Below are 19,968 nucleotides of genomic sequence, written 5' to 3' on the forward strand. Positions count from 1 at the left end.
ATACACAATATTGAAATGAAAAAATGGACTAAAATAAAAAATATGGCATGTATTTTGCTATAAATATAGATAAGAAATTATTTAAGTACTAAAATTAAACTTAATTGGGAGGTTTATATATAATGAGAGATATAAGAAAAGAATTAGTGGAAATGTTAAAAGCAGAGGTTAAACCAGCAGTAGGATGTACTGAACCAGTAGCTTTAGCTCTAGCATGTGCAAAGGCAAAAGAATTACTAGGAGAAGAAATAGTAGAAAATCATATGTTAGTTAGCCCTAGTATCTATAAAAATGGTATGTGTGTAGGTATACCAGGAACTGAAAGATTAGGATTAAAAATAGCAGCAGCTCTAGGGATAATAGGAGGACATTCTGAAAACGGATTAAGTGTATTAGAAACTTTAACAAAGGAAGAAGTTAAAATAGCAGAAGATTATATGGATAATACTCCTTTATCAATAACACCTGCTGATACGAAAGAGAAAGTTTTTATAGAAGTTGCATTAAAAGGAGCAAATCATAATGCTAAAGTTAGAATAAGAACTAAACATGATAACTTTACATTCTTAGAAAAAGATGGAGAAGTATTATTGGATAATGAACCAAAAGTATCAGTTTCAAATGCTTCAGCAGAAAAAGTTGAGAGCTTGATGGATACTGTAACTATACAAGAATTAATAAAGAATGTAGAAGGTATTGATTTTAAAGATATAGAGTTTTTACTAGATGGAGTAAAAATGAATGAAGAAATGGCTGAATATGGATTGAAACAAAAGACTGGAATTGGTGTTGGATACGGAATTAAAAAGTCTATGGAAGAAGGTCTTTTAGGTAATGATGTTATAAACTATGCAATGATGTTAACTGCTGGAGCTTCAGATGCAAGAATGGCAGGAGTAAAAATGCCTGTTATGAGTTCAAATGGTAGTGGAAATCATGGATTAACAGCAATTCTTCCAATAGTTGCTTACAATAAAAAATTCCCACAATCTGATGAAAGACTAGCAAAAGCTTTGGCTATATCTCATTTAGTAACTGGTTATATTAAGAATTATACAGGTAGATTATCTGCTGTATGTGGATGTGGAGTTGCAGCATCTACTGGAGCAACTGCTGGTATATCTTGGCTTATGGATGGAAGCGAAAAACAAATAGAAGGTGCAATAGAAAATATGATAGCTGACTTAAGTGGAATGATATGTGATGGAGCAAAAGCTGGCTGTGCATTAAAATTATCATCTGCTGCATCTGCTGCAATACAAAGTGCTATAATAGCTAAGCAAGACTGTTTTGTACCACCATTAAATGGTATAGTTGGTTCAAGTGTTGAGCAAAGTATACAAAACTTAGGAAGAGTAAGTGATAAAGGGATGTCTATAACAGATGAGATAATATTAAATGTAATGAATGATATGAATAAAGTTGATTAATATATTACAATATTTCTTATATTGCAATATATAGTGAAGGTGATATAAATAAATTTAATTAGTACCCTCTAATAAATTATGATTATATATAAATGGGAAAAACTTGCTAGTGCAAGTTTTTTCTTTTTTGTCTAAAATATATAGTATATGATTTAGTAGGGATATATGATTTACTTAAAATAGATAATATCTTGTTAATAATTGTTGAATATGCTTAAAAACTCAATAATATTGGCTAATATTGAATAAGAGTATTGAAAAAGTGAGCAATCTCTTATAAAATTAAGAAGGATTATTACAATTGGAGGTCTTTTTATGGATATAGAAACAAAAAAATGGGAAGTATTGTATTCAGAAGAAAAAATTAATGATAAATTAAAAGAATTAGGAGCGATTATAGAGAAGGACTACAAAGATAAAAATCTTATGATTGTGTCTCTATTAAAAGGAAGTTTTATATTCTGTGCAGATTTAGTTAGAAATATAAATTTACCTCTTAGAGTTAACTTTATGACTACTTCTAGTTATGGAAACAGTGAAGAGAGTACTGGAACGGTTAAAGTTGTTTCAGATGTAAGTACTGATATAAAAGGATATGATGTATTGGTTGTAGATGATATTACTGACTCTGCATTGACTATGGATTTTGTTTTAAAGCATCTAAAAGCTAAGAATCCTGCTAGTTTAAAATGTTGTGTACTTTTAGACAAGCCAAGCAGAAGAAAGGTTGATTTAGTACCAGATTATTGTGGGTTTGAGATAGAAGACAAATTCGTAGTAGGATATGGATTTGACTTTGAAGATTACTATAGAAATGTTCCTTATATATTTAATGTAACTGATGAAGATAGATAAGCAATTTTTTAATTTTATAGATACCTCAATATAATTTTGATAAATTATATTGAGGTATCTTTTTATTTTGGGGTTTGATTTGGAGTTATCTTGTATTCGTATCAAGCTATAAGTTCAACATAGTAAAATTGTTTTGATAGTTTTATCCAAGCTTTGATTCTGTGTTTAGAAATATAAAAAAAATTTTAAAAATTTGATAGGAAATACGATTTTTAATTGTATTAGTAGTTGTAGAAGCTTTTACAAAGGAGGAATTAACTTGGAGGATAAATTGATAATTAAAAACATAATAAAGAAAAAAGAAAAGGGTGTGGAAATGCTTATAGATGAGTATGGGAATTTTATAGCATCTATAGTTAGAAGGACTCTTATGGATGCTAGAATTTATGAGGAAGAATGTGTTGATGATGTGCTTTTGTCAATCTGGAATAACATAGAAAAATTTGATAATGAAAAAAACTCTTTTAAAAACTGGATAGGTTCTATTTCTAAATACAGAGCAATTAATTATAGGAAAAAGTATATAAATAGTAATACTTATTTAAATATAGAACATGAAGAAATACCATATATAGATAAAGAGTTGGATATGAGAGAAATTGAAGAGGAAATAAATGACCTTATAAGCACATTAAATGATAAAGATGCAGAAATTTTTAGAAGGTATTATTTAGAAGATATATCACTAAAGTATATAGCTATACAAAATGAAACCACTGTTGAAAACTTACATAATAGATTATCAAGAGGAAGAAAGAAGTTGAGACTGCATTTAAATAAAAAGAAAGCTTAGAGATAATAGATAAGATAATTAAGGATTTAAATATAGAAAATATAGAATAAAAGGAGAGTTTTTATGAAAGATAAATTTGATTTATTTAATGAAACAAATATAGATATAGAAAAATACGATGATATTGTATTAAGTAATGAAGAAAAGGATGAAATGAAGAAGAGAATGAAATCTAAGATTCAATATAGTAAAAAGAATAATTTTAAGAGATATGCTTTAGTAGGAGGATTATCAGTAGTTATTTTAGGTTCAACTGCATTTACTAATGAAACTACCTTGGCATATATGCAACATCTTGGAAAGCAGATAGAATATTTCTTTAATAAGGATACTGAAGAACTTAAACCTTATAAAAATATTGTAGATGATGTTGCTACAGATAAAGGAATAGATATAAAGTTAAATGAGATTATGCTTGGTGATGGAGAATTATTTTTAAATATAAGTGTTGATGATAGCAAACTTGATAAAGATGCTTTGGGATTAAAGAAACAAGGAGGATTCTTAGGAATTGATGATATCAAAATAAAGGTTGGAGATATGAGCTTTGTTTCAATAACAGGGCCTTCTACATCAGAAAAAAATAAAGATGGTACTACTAATATGGTTATGACTTGTAAGCTTGATAATCTAGATAAAGATGGAGATGGAAAAGGGGATGTCGAAAATTTTGATTTACTAAAAAATGTGGATTTAAATAAAGACTATGATATAAATATAAGTATAAATAAAGTTGAATATGAGTTAAATAAGGATATAAAAACATCAAAAGAGATAGAGGTAGGAAATATGGGAGGAGTAGAGGGTGAACACCTAAATGGATATCTTAGTGGACAATGGGAATTTAATACAAGTATAAATGGTTCAAATATAGTTAAAGATACAAAAATTTATAATGTAGATAAAAATGTAAAATTAAAAAATAAAAATATTGATGTTGATTTAGTATTAAAAGAAGTAAGGGTTTCTCCTACCAAAATCAGAGTGATTTACGGATTTAAAACTAACAAATATAATTTCAATAAAGGTGATGATATACCAAAGATACTTGAGTTTGCACTTAAAGATGGAAGAGGAAAAGATTTAGAATTACTTAGTGGTGCAGGAGGTTATGACTTAAGTTACTCTAAAGGTAATTATATTGAATCTTCTTTAGAGTATGAAATTAAGAAAGATGTTAAAAAACTAAAAATAACTCCAATAATAGAAGATTGGAGTAAAGAAATTAATAATATAACAGAATTTAAAAAACAAGGTATAGATGTTGATATAAGTAAATAGATGTATTATCACATAATAAATTGTCTATTCATATAATTATATAGAGCAATATTAGATACTTGTCTAATATTGCTCTAATTTTAAAATAGGGAGAATTTATTATATGGATGATTACAAAGATAATTCAGGTCCAAGTTTATATCAAGATGTAGGACCAACGGGACCAATAGGTCCGACAGGTCCTAAAGGAGCAACAGGGGCAACAGGAGCCAATGGAATAACAGGTCCAACAGGAAACACAGGAGCAACAGGAGCAAACGGAATAACAGGTCCAACAGGAAATACAGGAGCAACAGGAGCAAATGGAGCAACCGGAGAAACAGGGCCTAGAGGGGCAACAGGGGCAACAGGAGCCAATGGAATAACAGGTCCAACAGGAAATACAGGAGCAACAGGAGCAAATGGAATAACAGGTCCAACAGGGAACAAAGGAGCAACCGGAGCAAATGGAGTAACAGGAGCAACTGGTCCAGCAGGAGCAACCGGAGCGACAGGGACAACAGGAATAACAGGAGCAACAGGAGCAACAGGGGCAAATGGAATAACGGGCCCAACAGGGGTAACAGGAGCAACAGGAGCAACAGGGGCAAATGGAATAACAGGACCAACAGGAAATACAGGAGCAACAGGAGCCAATGGAGTAACAGGAGCAACAGGAGCAGATGGAGCAACAGGAGTAACAGGCCCAACAGGAAATACAGGAGCAACAGGAGCAGATGGAGTAACAGGAGCAACAGGGGCAATAGGGGCAACAGGTCCAACAGGAGCAGATGGAGAGGCAGGTCCAACAGGAGCAGTAGGAGCAACAGGTCCAGATGGAGAGGTAGGCCCAACAGGAGCAGATGGAGTAACAGGCCCAACAGGAGCAGATGGAGCAGTAGGTCCAACAGGAAATACAGGAGCAACAGGAGCAGATGGAGCAGTAGGTCCAACAGGAGCAGTAGGAGCAACAGGTCCAACAGGAGCAGATGGAGAGGTAGGTCCAACAGGAAATACAGGAGCAACAGGAGCAGATGGAGCAGTAGGCCCAACAGGAGCGACAGGAGCGACAGGACAGACAGGAGCAACAGGAGCAGTGGGAGCAACAGGCCCAACAGGAGCAGATGGAGTAGCTGGAGCAACAGGGGCAACAGGGGCAACTGGAGTAGGTGGAGCAGTAGGTCCAACAGGGGCAGTAGGAGCGACAGGTCCAACAGGAGCAGCAGGTTCAATAGGTCCAACAGGAGCAACTGGAGCCAATGGAGCAACAGGTCCAACAGGGAATACAGGAGCAACTGGAGCCAATGGAGCAACAGGTCCAACAGGAAATACAGGAGCAACTGGAGTATTGGCATCGAACAATGCACAATTTATAGTTTCATCTCCAAGTTTAACAAATAACTCACTAGTTACGTTTAACTCATCATTTATAAATGGAACAAATATAACTTTACCAACAAGTAGCACTATAAACCTTGCAGTTGGAGGTATATATAATGTATCCTTTGGTATACGTGCTACACTTTCACTTGCAGGATTTATGGCAATTACTACTAATTTTAATGGCGCAGCTCAAAATAATTTTATTGCAAAAGCAGTAAATACTCTTACTTCATCAGATGTAAGTGTAGGATTGGATTTTTTAGTTGATGCTAGAGCAGCAGCTGTTACTTTAAGTTTTACATTTAATTCAGGCACAACAGGAACTTCACCATTTGGATTTGTTTCAGTCTATAGAATACAATAATTAGTTTTATAGGTGAAGAAAAAAGATAAATAAAATCTCAATCTATTAGATATTCAAATTGATAAATCTGAATATCTAAGTAGATTGAGATTCATTATGTATAAAAACTATCCTAATATATCTGACATTTTATAAAGCCCAGACTTTCTACCAACTAAAAATTTAGCTGCAACAATAGAACCATCTGCAAAGACTTCATCAGATTGAGAATGGTGACTTAATGTAAGAACTTCATTATCTCCTGCAAATATAACATCATGGTCACTGATTATATTTCCACCTCTTATAGAATGGATTCCAATTTCATTTGCTTTTCTTTTGCAATCTCTACCATATCTTCCATATTTATTTTCACTTTCAGGTAAGACCTCTTTAATTGCATTGGCTATCATAGTAGCAGTACCACTAGGAGCATCTTCTTTTCTATTATGATGCTTTTCTATGATTTCTATATCAAAACCTTCTAACATTTTTGATGCATCTTTAACTAATTTTATTAAAATATTTACACCTAGAGATGTATTTGAGGATAATAATATAGGAATATTTTTTGATGCTTTTTCTATTTTATTTAATTCATCCTCATCATATCCAGTAGTAGCTAATACTACAGGTGTATTGTTTTTTAGTGCATATGACAAGATTGGGTCTAAAGTTTCATGATGTGAGAAATCTATTATAACATCAGCTTTTTCAGTTACATCAGTCATTGTTTTATAAAGCTTCGTATCTCCATGATAAGCATTTTCATCAGCAGACCTAGCTACACCACAAACTAACTCTAATTCACTATCTTTTTTTACACATTCTGCTAACACTCTTCCCATTGTTCCATTATAACCACTAATTATAACTTTTAACATAAAATCCTCCTATGAAATTAATAAAAATTTGTTATATTTCTATAGGTTTATTTTATCACTAATATAATTTATATAAAATAATATTAGTGATAATAAACTTATAATTTACTGGATATTAAAAAAATTGTATTTAGATTTAATATGTATTAAATATAATTTCATATATCATAAAATTTACTTAAAAATCAATACTAATATATTAAAATTACTAAAGATGTGTCTTTAAAAATATATAAATCTAGAGTATTAATTTTAAACTCAACAATTTGAGCATTAAAAGTGATATTATTAAATTAGAAGTATCTTAACTTAATATAATAAGATGGGAGAGATGGCTATGTTAAAGGAAGAAAAAACTTATCAAGAAAAGGATGCTAAAGCATTTAATGGAGTAGTAGCTTTGATAATGATTATCTTATTTTTAGTAGTTTCGATAGGTGTTATGGTTTTTGGAATAATAAAACTTGACAATGGATTCACTGGAATAGGTTCATTTATGTTAGTTTTAAGTATTTTATTTATTGTGATAGATTTTATACTGTGTTTTGGACTAAAAATGATTAATCCAAAAGAGGCTATTGTTCTAGTTTTATTTGGGAACTACTATGGAACTATAAAAAAAGAAGGATACTATTGGGTAAATCCATTTTGTTCAGCAGTAAATCCAACATCATCAGGAATTAATGTATCAAAATCTTCATCTACTGAAAAAGTAGATATATCCTCTAATCCAAGAGGAAAGAAAGTATCTTTAAAAACAATGACTCTTAATAATGAAAAACAAAAAGTTAATGATTTATTAGGAAATCCTATTATAATAGGTGTTGTTGTAATTTGGAAAGTTATAGATGCAACTAAAGCTGTATTTAATGTTGATAATTATAATACTTTTTTATCAATTCAATGTGATTCAACTATTCGTAATGTTTCAAGACTTTACCCATATGATGTGTCTGAAGATGGTGATGAAAAATCTCTTCGTGGTAGTAGTCAAGAAATAGCAGATAAATTACAAAAAGAGTTACAATCTAGAGTAGATATTGCAGGAATTGAAGTATGTGAAGTAAGAATTACTCACCTTTCTTATGCACCAGAGATTGCAGCAGCTATGTTACAACGTCAACAAGCAGAAGCTATAATAGCAGCACGTAAAAAGATTGTTGAAGGGGCTGTAAGTATGGTAGAGATGGCATTAACTAATTTAAGTGAGAATAATGTTGTGACTTTAGATGAGGAACATAAAGCTGCTATGGTAAGCAATTTATTGGTTGTTCTTTGTGGTAATAAAGATGCACAACCAGTAGTAAACAGTGGTTCAATTTATTAGTATAGAAGTAAATACCAATTAAGAGCATTTAACTATTGTGTAAGTAAATCAAGAGTGTTTAACTTGTATATATGTAAATCAGTAAATTAAGGATATTATAATTAGTTTGTAAGGAAACCAATAAATTAAGAATGTTTAAATTGCATGCAAGTAAACTAGCAAATTAAGGGTATTTAATAAAGATAAATTAAAAGGCTATAAAAAGAGGAGGGTGTCTCAAAATGAACTTTTTAGTTCATGAGGCACTCTTTTTTGTATGAAATCAAATATATTTTCATCATTTCAACAATGAAAAAGAGGCTTATCTCTATTTTGAGACAGCCCCTTTTAATTAATAATATTATTTCTAATTAGTCTAAATTTCTAAGGTCTTCCATAAGTTTAGTTTTGTCAGCCGTTTTTTCGTCTTTCATTTTTATAACTTTAGCAGGAGAACCAGCAACAACAGCACCAGCTTCTACGTCAGTAGTTACAACAGCACCAGCTGCAACAACAGCACCTTTACCGATTCTAACACCTTCAAGAACAACTGCATTAGCTCCTATTAAAACATCATCTTCAACTATAACAGGAGTAGCAGAAGGTGGCTCTAAAACACCAGCAACAACAGCACCAGCACCTAAATGAACATTTTTACCAAGAGTACCTCTAGCACCAATAACAGCGTTCATATCTACCATAGAACCTTCACCAACAACAGCTCCTATATTTATAACAGCTCCCATCATTACAACAGCATTTTTTTCTATAGTAACCATGTCTCTTATTATTGCACCTGGTTCGATTCTTGCATGTTCACTTAAAGTATTTTTTAGAGGGATAGCAGAATTTCTTCTATCATATTCTACATGAGTATCTATTATATCATTACCATGTTTATCTAATACTTCCATTATATCTTCATAGTCACCTACAAATACATAAGAACCATTGTTTCCAAATACTTTAAATTTATCAGTTGATTGGAAATGTAAAGAGTTAGTATTTACATATACTTTAACAGGTGTTTTCTTTTTAACTTCTTTTATATATCTTGCTATTTCATAAGCATCGTTTAAATTTACCATTTGTTAATTCTCCTTGTATCTCATTATATTTCTTTTATTATATACTCATATATACTAATTTATCAACTTTAGTATATACTTACTATTATTTATTTTTTAATAGCATTATTATTTTAGCATAATATTGAGTAAATTTATTTATTATATCATATATCTTTTACTTGTGTATATTTTTTATTTGTGATATAGATTTTTACTATCCTAACATACTATCCATGTTATAAAATCCTGGTTTTTGTTTAACTAAGTATTTAGCAGCAGCTATAGAACCACTTGCAAAAATACCACGAGATTGAGCTTGATGACTTATTGTAAGGACTTCGTTATCTCCAGCAAATAGAGCATCATGTTCACCAACAATATTTCCACCTCTTATAGCATGGATACCAACCTCATTTGGTTGTCTTTTTGCACTACGCCCATATCTACCATAATTATTTTCAACGTTTGGTAAAACCTCTTTTATAGCGTTAGCAATCATAACAGCTGTGCCACTTGGGGCATCTACTTTTCTGTTGTGATGTTTTTCTATTATTTCTATATCGAATCCTTCTAATAATTTAGCTGCATCTTTAACCAATTTCACTAATACATTTACACCAAGAGACATATTATATGATTGGAATACAGGAATAACTTTAGCCGCTTCATGTATTCTATTAATTTCTTCATCATTATATCCAGTAGTAGCAATTACTAAAGGAGTTTTAGTTTTTAAAACATAAGATAAAATATTATCTAGATTAGAGTGATGAGAAAAATCTATAACTACATCAGCTTCTTCAACTATAGTATTCATATCTTCATAAATTTTAAGATTGCCTTCACAGCTATCCATACCTCTAGCTGCAACACAAACTAATTCTAGTTCACTATCATCTCTTATAGTATCGGCTAAAATCTTGCCCATTTTTCCATCATAACCAGTTGCTATAACTTTTAACATAATTTCCTCCTATGATTAAGGGCTAACTTTTGACCAAACTTAGTTTTTTATCATGCATTAATTTGTACTATGCATTAACTTTTAGTCCAAAGTTAACTAATTCTTTCTTTAATACCTCTAAGTTTACTGGGTCCATTTCTGCTAGAGGAAGTCTTAAATCTCCAACATTGAATCCTAATAAATTCATTGCAGTCTTAACTGGTATAGGATTTACCTCTATAAATAAAGCTGCGATTAGAGCATCCATACCAAGTTGTAATTTTCTAGAACCTTCTATATCGCCTTCAAAGAATTTAGCCACTAAATCGTGTGTTTCTTGAGGGCAAACATTAGCAAGTACTGATATAACTCCTTGACCTCCTAAAGACAATAAAGGAAGTATAGTATCATCATTACCAGAGTAGATAGCAAAGTCATCTGGAACTAAGCTAGCTATCTCTGCAACTTGTCCTAAGTCCCCACTAGCTTCTTTCACAGCAACTATATTATCTATCTTAGCAAGTTCAACTATAAGACTAGGGCTTATATTAACACAAGTTCTTCCAGGTACATTGTAAAGTATAATTGGAAGTTTAACACTATTAGCGATTGTTTCAAAATGACGTTTAAGTCCAGCTTTATTGGCTTTATTGTAATAAGGAGTTATTATTAATAGAGCATCTACTCCTAGTTTTTCAGCTTCTTGACTTAAATTAACTGAGTGCATAGTATCATTAGAACCACTTCCTGCTATAACAGGAACTCTTTTATTAACTTTTTCAACAACATACTTAATAGTAGCAAGTTGTTCTTCATCAGTCATAGTATTAGCTTCACCAGTAGTACCACAAGCCACTATAGCATCAGTACCGTTAGCGATTTGGTACTCAACTAATTCACCTAATTTGTCGAAATCAACTTTGCTATCCTTTGTAAATGGAGTAACTAGAGCAACAGCAGAACCTTTAAATATCATAAAAAATCAATCCCCTCTTTTTTAGTTTTGTGTTTTATATTACAGTTACTTCTAATGCTTATTTTTACTTATTATTAATATTTTACAAAATCATATATTTATACAAATTTGTATACTATACTAAATCATATGATATAGCCATTTCAGCTATTTGGATTGCATTAGTTGCAGCACCTTTTCTTATATTGTCAGCAACAACCCAAAGGTTTACACCATTATCAACACTAAAGTCTCTTCTAATTCTTCCAACAAACACTTCATCTCTATCATCAAATTCTACAGCAGTTGGATATTCATTTTTAGCAGGATTATCAACTACTACAACTCCTGGAGCTTCTTCAAGTGTTTTTACTAAATCTTCTAATTCAAATGGATTATTAAACTCAATGTTTATAGATTCGCTATGACCATTTTTTACTGGAACTCTTACAGTAGTTGCAGTTATTTTTAAGTCGTAGTTATCAAGTATTTTCATAGTTTCGTTTACCATTTTCATTTCTTCCTTAGTATATCCATTTTCAGTAAATGAATCTATATGAGGAAGACAGTTATAAGAAATTTGATGTGGATAGAATCCAGTAGGATTACCAGTCATTCCTTTTTCTAAATCTTCAACCCCTTTAACACCAGAACCAGATACAGCTTGGTAAGTAGAGTAAACAACTCTCTTAATTTTGTATTTGTCATCTAGAGGTTTAAGAGGAACCATAGCTTGTATAGTAGAGCAGTTTGGATTAGCTATTATACCTTTATGTTTTTTTATAGCTTCTGGATTTACCTCAGGAACAACCAAAGGAACATCTGGATTCATTCTCCATTGACTAGAGTTATCTACTACTAAGATTCCATTTGATGCAGCTATTGGAGCATATTTTTCACTAATGCTTCCTCCAGCAGAGAATAATGCTATTTGTATCCCTCTATCAGTAAATGAAGTTTCTTTTAACTCTTCTACTATATATTCTTTACCACAAAACATTACTTTAGAACCAGCAGATTTAGAAGAAGAGAATAAAAATAGATTTTCTATTGGAAAATTTCTTTCTTCTAATACTTTTAAAAATGTTCTACCTACCATTCCAGTAGCACCAACTATTGCCACATTTACTTTTTTCATATTAAATTCACCCCAATTTTTAATTATTAAAACATTATTTGATTTTAGTTATACAAGTAAGATATGTTAATATTTTTATATATCTAAATACTTTAATATTATATTAACAACTTTAATTATATACAAAAAACGTACAAAGGTATACTTTGTACGTCTAGTTTATCACTCAAAGTAAACCTTGTAGCTCACCACCTACACAAATAAGTGACAGTATTACACATCTTATGTGTAATCCCAGAAAATATTATTGCGAGAAATATTTTCTTCGGCTATAAATCCTTTTTCCAATCATTAACGCTTGCCAGCTCCTATTGGATACTCTTATTTACAGCTACCTCTACCCTAGGTTAATAGGATATTAAAATTTGATTATTCTAATAATAATACATATTTTAGAAAAAATCAACTTATTTATAGAAATATTGCTAAAATTTAAATCCAAAATTTGTCAATTCTTGTTTTAAGATATTAAGATTAGCTTCTTCCATTTCAGCTAAAGGAAGTCTTAAATCTCCAACATTAAAACCTAAAATATTCATAGCAGTTTTAACTGGAACTGGATTTACTTCTATAAATAAGGCAGCAATTAAAGCATCCATATCAAGTTGTAATTTTTTAGAGCCTTCAATGTCACCTTCAAAGAATTTAGTTACTAAATCATGAGTTTCTTTAGGACAGATGTTAGCAAGTACAGAGATAACACCACTTCCACCTAATGATAATAGAGGTAATATAGTATCATCATTACCGGAGTATATAGCGAAGTCTTTAGGCACTAATTTAGCTATTTCTGCAACTTGAGCTAAATCTCCACTAGCTTCTTTCACAGCAACTATATTATCTATTTTAGCAAGCTCAGCTACAACAGATGGCTTTATATTTACCTTAGTTCTTCCTGGTACATTATATAAAATAATTGGTAATTTAACGCTTTTTGCTATTGTTTCAAAGTGAAGTTTAAGACCTTTTTCATTAGTCTTATTATAGTAAGGAGTTATGATTAAAAGACCATCCACTCCCAATTTTTCAGCTTCTTGGCTCATATGAACAGACAACATAGTATTGTTTGAACCAGTACCTGCTATAACTGGTATTCTCTTATTGACTTTTTCAACTGTATATTTTATTACAGCAAAAATCTCAGATTCACTCATAGTAGTAGCTTCACCTGTTGTTCCACAAACAACTAATGCATCTGTGTCATTTTCAATATGGTATTCGATTAATTCACCTAACTTTTCAAAGTTGACATTGTTATCCTCCGTAAATGGAGTAACTAAAGCAACAGCAGAACCTTTAAATAACATATAATCAAATCTCCTTTTTTATTTAAATTTAATTTTTTAAGTACAATAATAATTATAGTACAAATTAATTAATTTTAATAGGCATAGTTAATATCTTAACTGTATAAAGTAAGATATTTATATTATATTAATATTAAAAAAATTTTAAATAAATGTTTTATTCTCAAAATATGCATATTAATTTAATAAAATATACCAAAATGGAAATAAAAAATAAATTTTATGCGAATTTAATAACTAATAATTAATATATTTAGGTTATAATAAATATGTGCGTAAAAATAAATAATAAGCATTAACATAGAAAATTTAGGAGGAATAATATGGATACTTTAAAGGAACTTTTTAAAATAGGAAGTGGACCTTCAAGTTCTCATACTATGGGGCCGCAAAGAGCAGCGGAAAGATTTAAAAATGAAAATCCAGATGCAGAAAGTTTTAGAGCAATATTATATGGTAGTTTAGCTGCTACAGGAAAAGGTCACTTAACAGATTATATAATTGAAAAAACTATAGCACCAAAGAAAGTTGAAATCGTTTGGGAAGAAGACATAATAAAAGATTTTCATCCAAATGGAATGAAGTTTGAAGCTTTAGATAAAGATGGAAATGTGACAGCTGAATGGACTGTATATTCTGTTGGTGGAGGAACTATAGCAGAAGAAGGTCAAAGAAACAGTAAAAGCAATAGTATATATCATCTAGACACTATGGATGAAATAGTGAAGTGGTGTAAGGAAAATAATAAAACTTTAGTTGATTTTGTATTAGAATGTGAACCATCTGATATAAAAGACTATATAAAAACTATAAAAGATGCTATGAGAAAATCTATTGATGATGGACTAAGCACAGATGAAGTAATACCAGGTAAATTATTATTAAAAAGAAGAGCAAATAATTTTTATAAAGCGTATCAAGAAGATAAAAGTTTTTCGACACTTGTATATGCATATGCACTGGCAGCTTCAGAGCAAAATGCTTCTGGTAATATAATAGTTACAGCACCAACTTGTGGTTCTGCTGGAGTAATACCAGGAATATTCTTTGCAATGCAAGATTTCTATAAATACGATGATGAAAAAATAATTGAAGCATTACTTGTGGCTGGAATAATCGGAAATATAATAAAAACTAATGCATCAATATCTGGTGCGGAAGTAGGATGTCAAGGTGAGGTTGGAGCAGCTTGTTCGATGGCAGCAGCGGCAGTAGCGTATTTAAAGGGTGGTACTATAGACCATATTGAATATGCAGCAGAAATAGCGCTTGAACATCATCTAGGGATGACTTGTGACCCTGTATATGGATATGTTCAAATTCCATGTATAGAAAGAAATGCAATGGCAGCTCAAAGAGCTTATGATGCAGCTAAGTATGCATTATTAACTGATGGCTCACATTCTGTCTCCTTGGACCAAGTCGTTGAAACAATGAAAGAAACGGGTATTGATATGATGGATAAATACAAAGAAACTGCAAAAGGTGGACTTGCTAAACACTTCTTCTCTTGCTAAAATTAAAAATTTTTTAATAATAATTCCCCTGTTTTGATTTATGAAACAGGGGAATTATTATTAATGGTGAATTATTTAATAATGCAAAATATTTTTATATTCAATTTAGCTTTTTATTTTTAAATATGAAAGTATGTTATATAATATTTTAATTATAAGAGATATAGAAATATTTTTATAATAAATTATAATTTGGAGGAGATTACATGAGAGAGGCATCGTATTTACAAGAACAACTTTATAAGCATAGGAATGCATTAAATCCTATTGCAGAAATTGGAAGAAAAGAGTATAAGACTTCAAAATATATAAGGGATTATCTTGATAAAATAGGAGTTGAATATGAAGTTTACTTAGAAACAGGAATAGTAGGTGTGATAGAAGGTAAAAGACCAAGAAAAGATATAGCTTTCAGAGCTGATATAGACGGTCTTCGTAGTGAAGAAGGTGTAAAACACTTATGTGGTCATGATGGACATGCTACTATATTGCTTGGATTAATTGAGTATTTAAATGATAATAAAGAAGATTTAAATGATAATGTTGTATTTATATTCCAACCAGCAGAAGAAGGGCCAGGTGGAGCAAAAGCATTGATAGATGCAGGTGTGCTTAGAAAATACAATGTTGATGAGATATATGGGCTTCATATATACCCAGAATTACCAGAAGGTTATGTAGGTACAAGAGAAGGATACTTCATGGCTCAAATAGGAGATATTGATATAGAAATAGTGTCTAAAAGTGGACATGGAGCTATGCCACAAAATGGAATTGATGGTATAGTCATAGCTTCAAACTTTATAAGTTCACTTCAAACTATAGTATCAAGAAATATAAGCCCAATAGACAATGCAGTGTTGACTATAGGTAGAATTGAAGGAGGGGCTAGAAGAAATATAATAGCTGAAAATATAAAGATGGAAGGGACTATTAGATGCTTTAGTCCAGAAGTGTATGAGAGAATGAAACTTAGAGTTAAAGAACTTGCTAGAGGCTTTGAATTGTCTTATAACTGTAAGGTAAATATAAATATTATGGATGATTATATAGCTGTTAAAAACGATAAAGACTTGTATAAAGAGTTTGTAGAAGCTGTTGGAAAGGATACGGCTATAGAATTAGACCCACTTATGATATCAGAAGATTTTTCTTACTATCAAAAAGAAGTTCCAGGGCTGTTCTTTATGTTGGGCTCAAGAAATGAGAAAAAAGGATTTGTAAATGGACTTCATAATATAAACTTCAACTTTGATGAAAAGATATGTGTGGATGCACTAAATGTCTATGCAAAATTATTAAAATATAAAAAAGCAATAGATTAAAATATATTAAGCTTTGTAATGAATAAGTTGTAGATAGCTTGAATAAAAAGGCCAATTTTTTTGATAAGATTGTAAATAACATATTATGATAAGGCTATAAATAACATATATTAAAATTATAAATAACACATACTTAGAAAGAATAATTTTAAAAAGTCATAAATTTAAAATACTTAAATTTGAAAACATATGAATTGATAAATACCCCTTACTTATTTGTATAAATTTCTTTTAATTGACAAAAATACAAATAAGAAGGGGTGATTTTTTTGAAAGAAAATATGAAAAGAGAAAAGAAGATAACTAATGGCAAGAATACTAAAATATTGACAAATGATGATATAATGAAATATGAGATAGCCTCAGAACTAGGTCTTATGGACAAAGTTGGAGAACGTGGATGGGCAGGGCTTACAGCTAAAGAAGCTGGAAGAATCGGAGGCATGCTTACATCACGTAAAAAGAGGCTAAGAAAGATTGTGGAGGGGCAGAATAAAAAGGATGAGTCAATATAGTGATTTTGCGTTTGTATATGATGAACTTATGAATGAAGTTGATTATGATGGATGGGTTAAATATATAGAAGATATAATAGATAATGAAGGTGTAAAAGTAAAAAATATATTGGAATTAGCATGTGGTACAGGTAATCTCACAATTCCATTAACTAAAAAGAGCTATGATATAGCTGGGATTGATATATCTGATGAAATGCTTAGTGTAGCAAGAGAAAAGGCAGAAAAAGAAGGCGTAGAGTTAGTTTTACTTCAACAAGATATATCAGAGCTTGACTTTGATATATCCGATTTGGATTGTGTGCTTTGTGCCTGTGATGGATTTAATTATATAACTTATGATGATGATTTAGAAAATGTATTTTCAAAAACGTATGAATTATTAAAGAAAGATGGAATCTTTATATTTGATATAAGTTCATTTTATAAATTAGCCAATATATTAGGAAATAATATGTATGGAGAAAATAGAGAAGATATAGCTTATATGTGGCAAAATTACTTTGATGATGAAGAAAATTTGATTGAAATGGAACTGACATTTTTTATTAAAGATGAAGATGGAAAGTTTGAAAGATTTGAAGAAGTACATCAACAAAGGGCATATACTGAGGATGAAATAGTTGATATGCTTAAAGAATCTGGATTTAGTGATATAAAATCTTATGGAGATTTTACATTTGAAAAACCTAATGAAGAAAGTCAAAGGATATTCTTTGTATGTAAAAAATAAAGATTTTCTTGTTATGTACAAAAAGAAGTGTTATTAATATAAAATATTATTGATAGAGATATAAAATATTATTGGTAAAAATAAAAGAGGCAAAGTTTTCTGTATTAAAAATTAAAGTAATTTAAAGTAGTAATATAGAAAAAAGTAATAATATAGAAAAATAGTATGATTAACAAAGTGTGGAGGAATACAAATGAAAGATTATGTACTAAGAGCGACATCAGGAAATGGTCAAGTTAGAGCATTTGTTGCAACTACTAGAAATACAGTAGAAGAAGCTAGAAGATTACATGAAACTACAAAAGTAGCAACAGCAGCACTTGGCAGGACATTAACAGCAACATCTATAATGGGATTGATGATGAAAAATGACAGTGATAAATTGACTGTAATAATAAAAGGTGGTGGACCAATTGGAACTATCATCGCAACAGCAAATTCTAAGGGAATAGTAAAAGGCTATGTAGGAAATCCTCATGTAGAAGTTGAAGATTATCCAAATGGAAAGTTGAATGTTGCAGCAGCTGTGGGGACAGAAGGTGTTGTAAAAGTTATTAAAGACTTAGGTCTTAGAGAGCCATACAATGGAACTTATCCATTAGTAAGTGGAGAAATTGCAGAAGACTTTACTTACTACTTTGCAGTGTCAGAACAAACTCCATCAGTGGTAGCTTTAGGTGTTCTTACAAAAGAGGATGAAGTTGAGTTTGCTGGAGGATTTATAGTTCAATTAATGCCAGATGCAGAAGAAGAAACTATCGCAAAATTAGAAGAAAATGTAGCTAAATTACCTTCAATAACTAATATGTTAAAGGAAGGAAACTTACCAGAAGATATATTAAATAGAGTTTTAGATGGTTTGGAGCCTAAAGTACTTGATACTTGTGAAGTTGGATTTGAGTGTGAATGTTCAAAGGAAAGAGTAAAAACTGCGTTAGTGGCAATAGGGAAAAAATCTTTGGCTCAAATAATAGAAGAAGATAAACAGGCAGAAGTTGGATGTCAGTTCTGTAATGAGAAATATATGTATAGTGAAGAAGAATTGATTGAAATTTTAAAGGAAATGTAGACTATGAAAATAGTCGTATTTATATAGCAATTAAAGTATAATTTATCAAAAATAGATATATTTATATTAAAAATAAGCTTAATAAATTTTAAGAATTAAGAAGCTTTCTGGCTGTAATGTTTGCAACATTGCAGTTAGAAAGCTTTTTTATTTTATTATAGTTCGTATCAAAGATTGTATGAAACAATAAAATATTGTAAAATAATTTGTATATTTCAACCTATTTGCCACAAAGGTTTATAAGATATTTGAATTGATAAGAAGGAGAAAATTTTAAATATGGAAAATAAAACGAAGCACATAGGAATAAGTATATTAATATTATTAATGATATTTTTAATTGCAAAGAATTTTAATGGAAAACTTGAAATGCCTATTCCTGAAAGTAATAGTAGAAAATTTAAATCGGCAGCAGTATTTTATCCTCAACACCAAGATGATGAGGTCCTATGGGGAGGAAGTGCCATTATTGATGCTATAAAACAGTGTGGCGTTGATAATGTATATGTGGTACTAGTATCAGATGGTTCTGGGGTTAACGTTTTTAGGGCTAATACAAAGTTTAGAAATCTGACCAGAAAGCAAAAAGAAGAGCTTAGGAACAATGAATTTAAGTCAGCATTAAAAGAGCTTGGAGTAAAACCACAAAATATAATTATACTTGCTGATATAGACAAAAAAGAGGGGACACATTATAAGTTAATGGAAAAGACAATATTAGATTTTGAAAATAAATTTAAGGGTGATGTAACTCATATAGCTCATCATTATAAGTACGATGACCATATAATGCATAGAAAAAATGGGGAAGTTTTAAAGAAGCTTAAACGTGAACGTAAGATAAAAGATGACTTGTATTTTATAAAACCAAAATATGTAAAGTACATACCAAGAAATGAAAGAGCCATCTATAAAGCAACTAATTTTAATGACTATAGTAAGGTCAAAAGTGCGTGTTATGAATATAAGGTTGTAAATTCAAAACGAAAAATGTATGGTATAGGGTATATCTCAGCACATAGCTATTTTGAACATCTTTTGGATGACCCTGAACTTACATCTGTGTTAAGTGAAGATTAATTTTTAGTGATTATGAACTTTGTTTAGTTTTTTGTATTAATTCATATTAAATATAAGAATTG

Annotated in this window: 18 protein-coding genes and 1 riboswitch; of the genes, 12 read left to right on the top strand and 6 right to left on the bottom strand. The window is 30.5% G+C overall.

What is annotated here, in order from left to right:
* The first annotated feature begins 122 nt into the window (after positions 1 to 122).
* The 5 genes from KGF46_RS15455 to KGF46_RS15475 all read left to right on the top strand — a co-directional run bounded on the left by KGF46_RS15455 (position 123) and on the right by KGF46_RS15475 (position 6,085).
* Positions 123 to 1,430, top strand: a complete 1,308-nt coding sequence (locus KGF46_RS15455) for a serine dehydratase subunit alpha family protein (RefSeq protein ID WP_227828329.1) — start codon at positions 123 to 125, stop codon at positions 1,428 to 1,430.
* 315 nt (positions 1,431 to 1,745) lie between these two features.
* On the top strand, positions 1,746 to 2,285 hold the full coding sequence (hpt, locus tag KGF46_RS15460; protein WP_227850512.1) for a hypoxanthine phosphoribosyltransferase: 540 nt from the start codon (positions 1,746 to 1,748) through the stop codon (positions 2,283 to 2,285).
* Positions 2,286 to 2,544: 259 nt separating this feature from the next.
* A complete protein-coding gene (locus KGF46_RS15465; protein WP_227862151.1) occupies positions 2,545 to 3,078 on the top strand; it encodes a sigma-70 family RNA polymerase sigma factor in 534 nt (177 codons plus the stop codon).
* Between the two features lie 63 nt (positions 3,079 to 3,141).
* Positions 3,142 to 4,359, top strand: a complete 1,218-nt coding sequence (locus KGF46_RS15470) for a DUF4179 domain-containing protein (protein ID WP_227842418.1) — start codon at positions 3,142 to 3,144, stop codon at positions 4,357 to 4,359.
* Between the two features lie 103 nt (positions 4,360 to 4,462).
* A complete protein-coding gene (locus tag KGF46_RS15475; protein WP_227862152.1) occupies positions 4,463 to 6,085 on the top strand; it encodes an exosporium protein in 1,623 nt (540 codons plus the stop codon).
* A 107-nt stretch (positions 6,086 to 6,192) separates the two neighbouring features.
* On the opposite strand, the gene dapB (KGF46_RS15480) is transcribed toward KGF46_RS15475, so the two are convergent.
* Positions 6,193 to 6,948: a 4-hydroxy-tetrahydrodipicolinate reductase gene (dapB, locus tag KGF46_RS15480; RefSeq protein ID WP_227839741.1), complete on the bottom strand. Its 756-nt coding sequence runs from the start codon at positions 6,946 to 6,948 to the stop codon at positions 6,193 to 6,195.
* A gap of 337 nt (positions 6,949 to 7,285) precedes the next feature.
* Here dapB (KGF46_RS15480) and KGF46_RS15485 point away from each other — a divergent pair, with 337 nt between their 5' ends.
* Positions 7,286 to 8,275, top strand: coding sequence for an SPFH domain-containing protein (locus KGF46_RS15485; RefSeq protein ID WP_227824473.1), 990 nt, complete (start codon positions 7,286 to 7,288; stop codon positions 8,273 to 8,275).
* Between the two features lie 350 nt (positions 8,276 to 8,625).
* Here KGF46_RS15485 and dapD read toward each other — a convergent pair whose 3' ends face one another.
* From dapD to dapA (KGF46_RS15510), 5 genes are all read right to left on the bottom strand, one after another.
* Positions 8,626 to 9,342, bottom strand: coding sequence for a 2,3,4,5-tetrahydropyridine-2,6-dicarboxylate N-acetyltransferase (gene dapD, locus KGF46_RS15490; protein ID WP_227828335.1), 717 nt, complete (start codon positions 9,340 to 9,342; stop codon positions 8,626 to 8,628).
* Positions 9,343 to 9,538: 196 nt separating this feature from the next.
* Positions 9,539 to 10,288, bottom strand: a complete 750-nt coding sequence (gene dapB, locus KGF46_RS15495; protein WP_227433723.1) for a 4-hydroxy-tetrahydrodipicolinate reductase — start codon at positions 10,286 to 10,288, stop codon at positions 9,539 to 9,541.
* Between the two features lie 67 nt (positions 10,289 to 10,355).
* Complete coding sequence (dapA, locus tag KGF46_RS15500) at positions 10,356 to 11,243, bottom strand: 4-hydroxy-tetrahydrodipicolinate synthase (protein WP_227828336.1); 888 nt, start codon at positions 11,241 to 11,243, stop codon at positions 10,356 to 10,358.
* Positions 11,244 to 11,358: 115 nt separating this feature from the next.
* Positions 11,359 to 12,360, bottom strand: coding sequence for an aspartate-semialdehyde dehydrogenase (locus KGF46_RS15505; RefSeq protein ID WP_227433725.1), 1,002 nt, complete (start codon positions 12,358 to 12,360; stop codon positions 11,359 to 11,361).
* 173 nt (positions 12,361 to 12,533) lie between these two features.
* Positions 12,534 to 12,708: riboswitch (Lysine riboswitch) on the bottom strand.
* Positions 12,709 to 12,785: 77 nt separating this feature from the next.
* The gene (gene dapA / locus KGF46_RS15510; RefSeq protein ID WP_227828337.1) at positions 12,786 to 13,667 is read right to left on the bottom strand and encodes a 4-hydroxy-tetrahydrodipicolinate synthase; all 882 of its coding nucleotides are present in this window, start codon (positions 13,665 to 13,667) and stop codon (positions 12,786 to 12,788) included.
* A 323-nt stretch (positions 13,668 to 13,990) separates the two neighbouring features.
* Here dapA (KGF46_RS15510) and KGF46_RS15515 point away from each other — a divergent pair, with 323 nt between their 5' ends.
* The 6 genes from KGF46_RS15515 (at position 13,991) to KGF46_RS15540 (ending at position 19,906) form a co-directional block, all read left to right on the top strand.
* Complete coding sequence (locus KGF46_RS15515) at positions 13,991 to 15,184, top strand: L-serine ammonia-lyase (protein ID WP_227433727.1); 1,194 nt, start codon at positions 13,991 to 13,993, stop codon at positions 15,182 to 15,184.
* Positions 15,185 to 15,390: 206 nt separating this feature from the next.
* Positions 15,391 to 16,509, top strand: a complete 1,119-nt coding sequence (locus KGF46_RS15520; RefSeq protein WP_227828338.1) for an N-acetyldiaminopimelate deacetylase — start codon at positions 15,391 to 15,393, stop codon at positions 16,507 to 16,509.
* Between the two features lie 281 nt (positions 16,510 to 16,790).
* Positions 16,791 to 17,024, top strand: coding sequence for a small, acid-soluble spore protein, alpha/beta type (locus KGF46_RS15525; RefSeq protein ID WP_227433989.1), 234 nt, complete (start codon positions 16,791 to 16,793; stop codon positions 17,022 to 17,024).
* Positions 17,011 to 17,757, top strand: coding sequence for a class I SAM-dependent methyltransferase (locus tag KGF46_RS15530; protein WP_227828339.1), 747 nt, complete (start codon positions 17,011 to 17,013; stop codon positions 17,755 to 17,757). Before KGF46_RS15525 ends, KGF46_RS15530 begins: the two co-directional genes overlap by 14 nt.
* 193 nt (positions 17,758 to 17,950) lie before the next feature.
* A complete protein-coding gene (gene hslO / locus KGF46_RS15535; RefSeq protein ID WP_227433730.1) occupies positions 17,951 to 18,826 on the top strand; it encodes an Hsp33 family molecular chaperone HslO in 876 nt (291 codons plus the stop codon).
* A gap of 279 nt (positions 18,827 to 19,105) precedes the next feature.
* Positions 19,106 to 19,906, top strand: coding sequence for a PIG-L family deacetylase (locus KGF46_RS15540; RefSeq protein WP_227828340.1), 801 nt, complete (start codon positions 19,106 to 19,108; stop codon positions 19,904 to 19,906).
* The last annotated feature ends 62 nt before the right edge of the window (positions 19,907 to 19,968 follow it).

Source organism: Clostridioides sp. ZZV14-6153 (assembly GCF_020657855.1).
Taxonomy (GTDB): domain Bacteria; phylum Bacillota; class Clostridia; order Peptostreptococcales; family Peptostreptococcaceae; genus Clostridioides.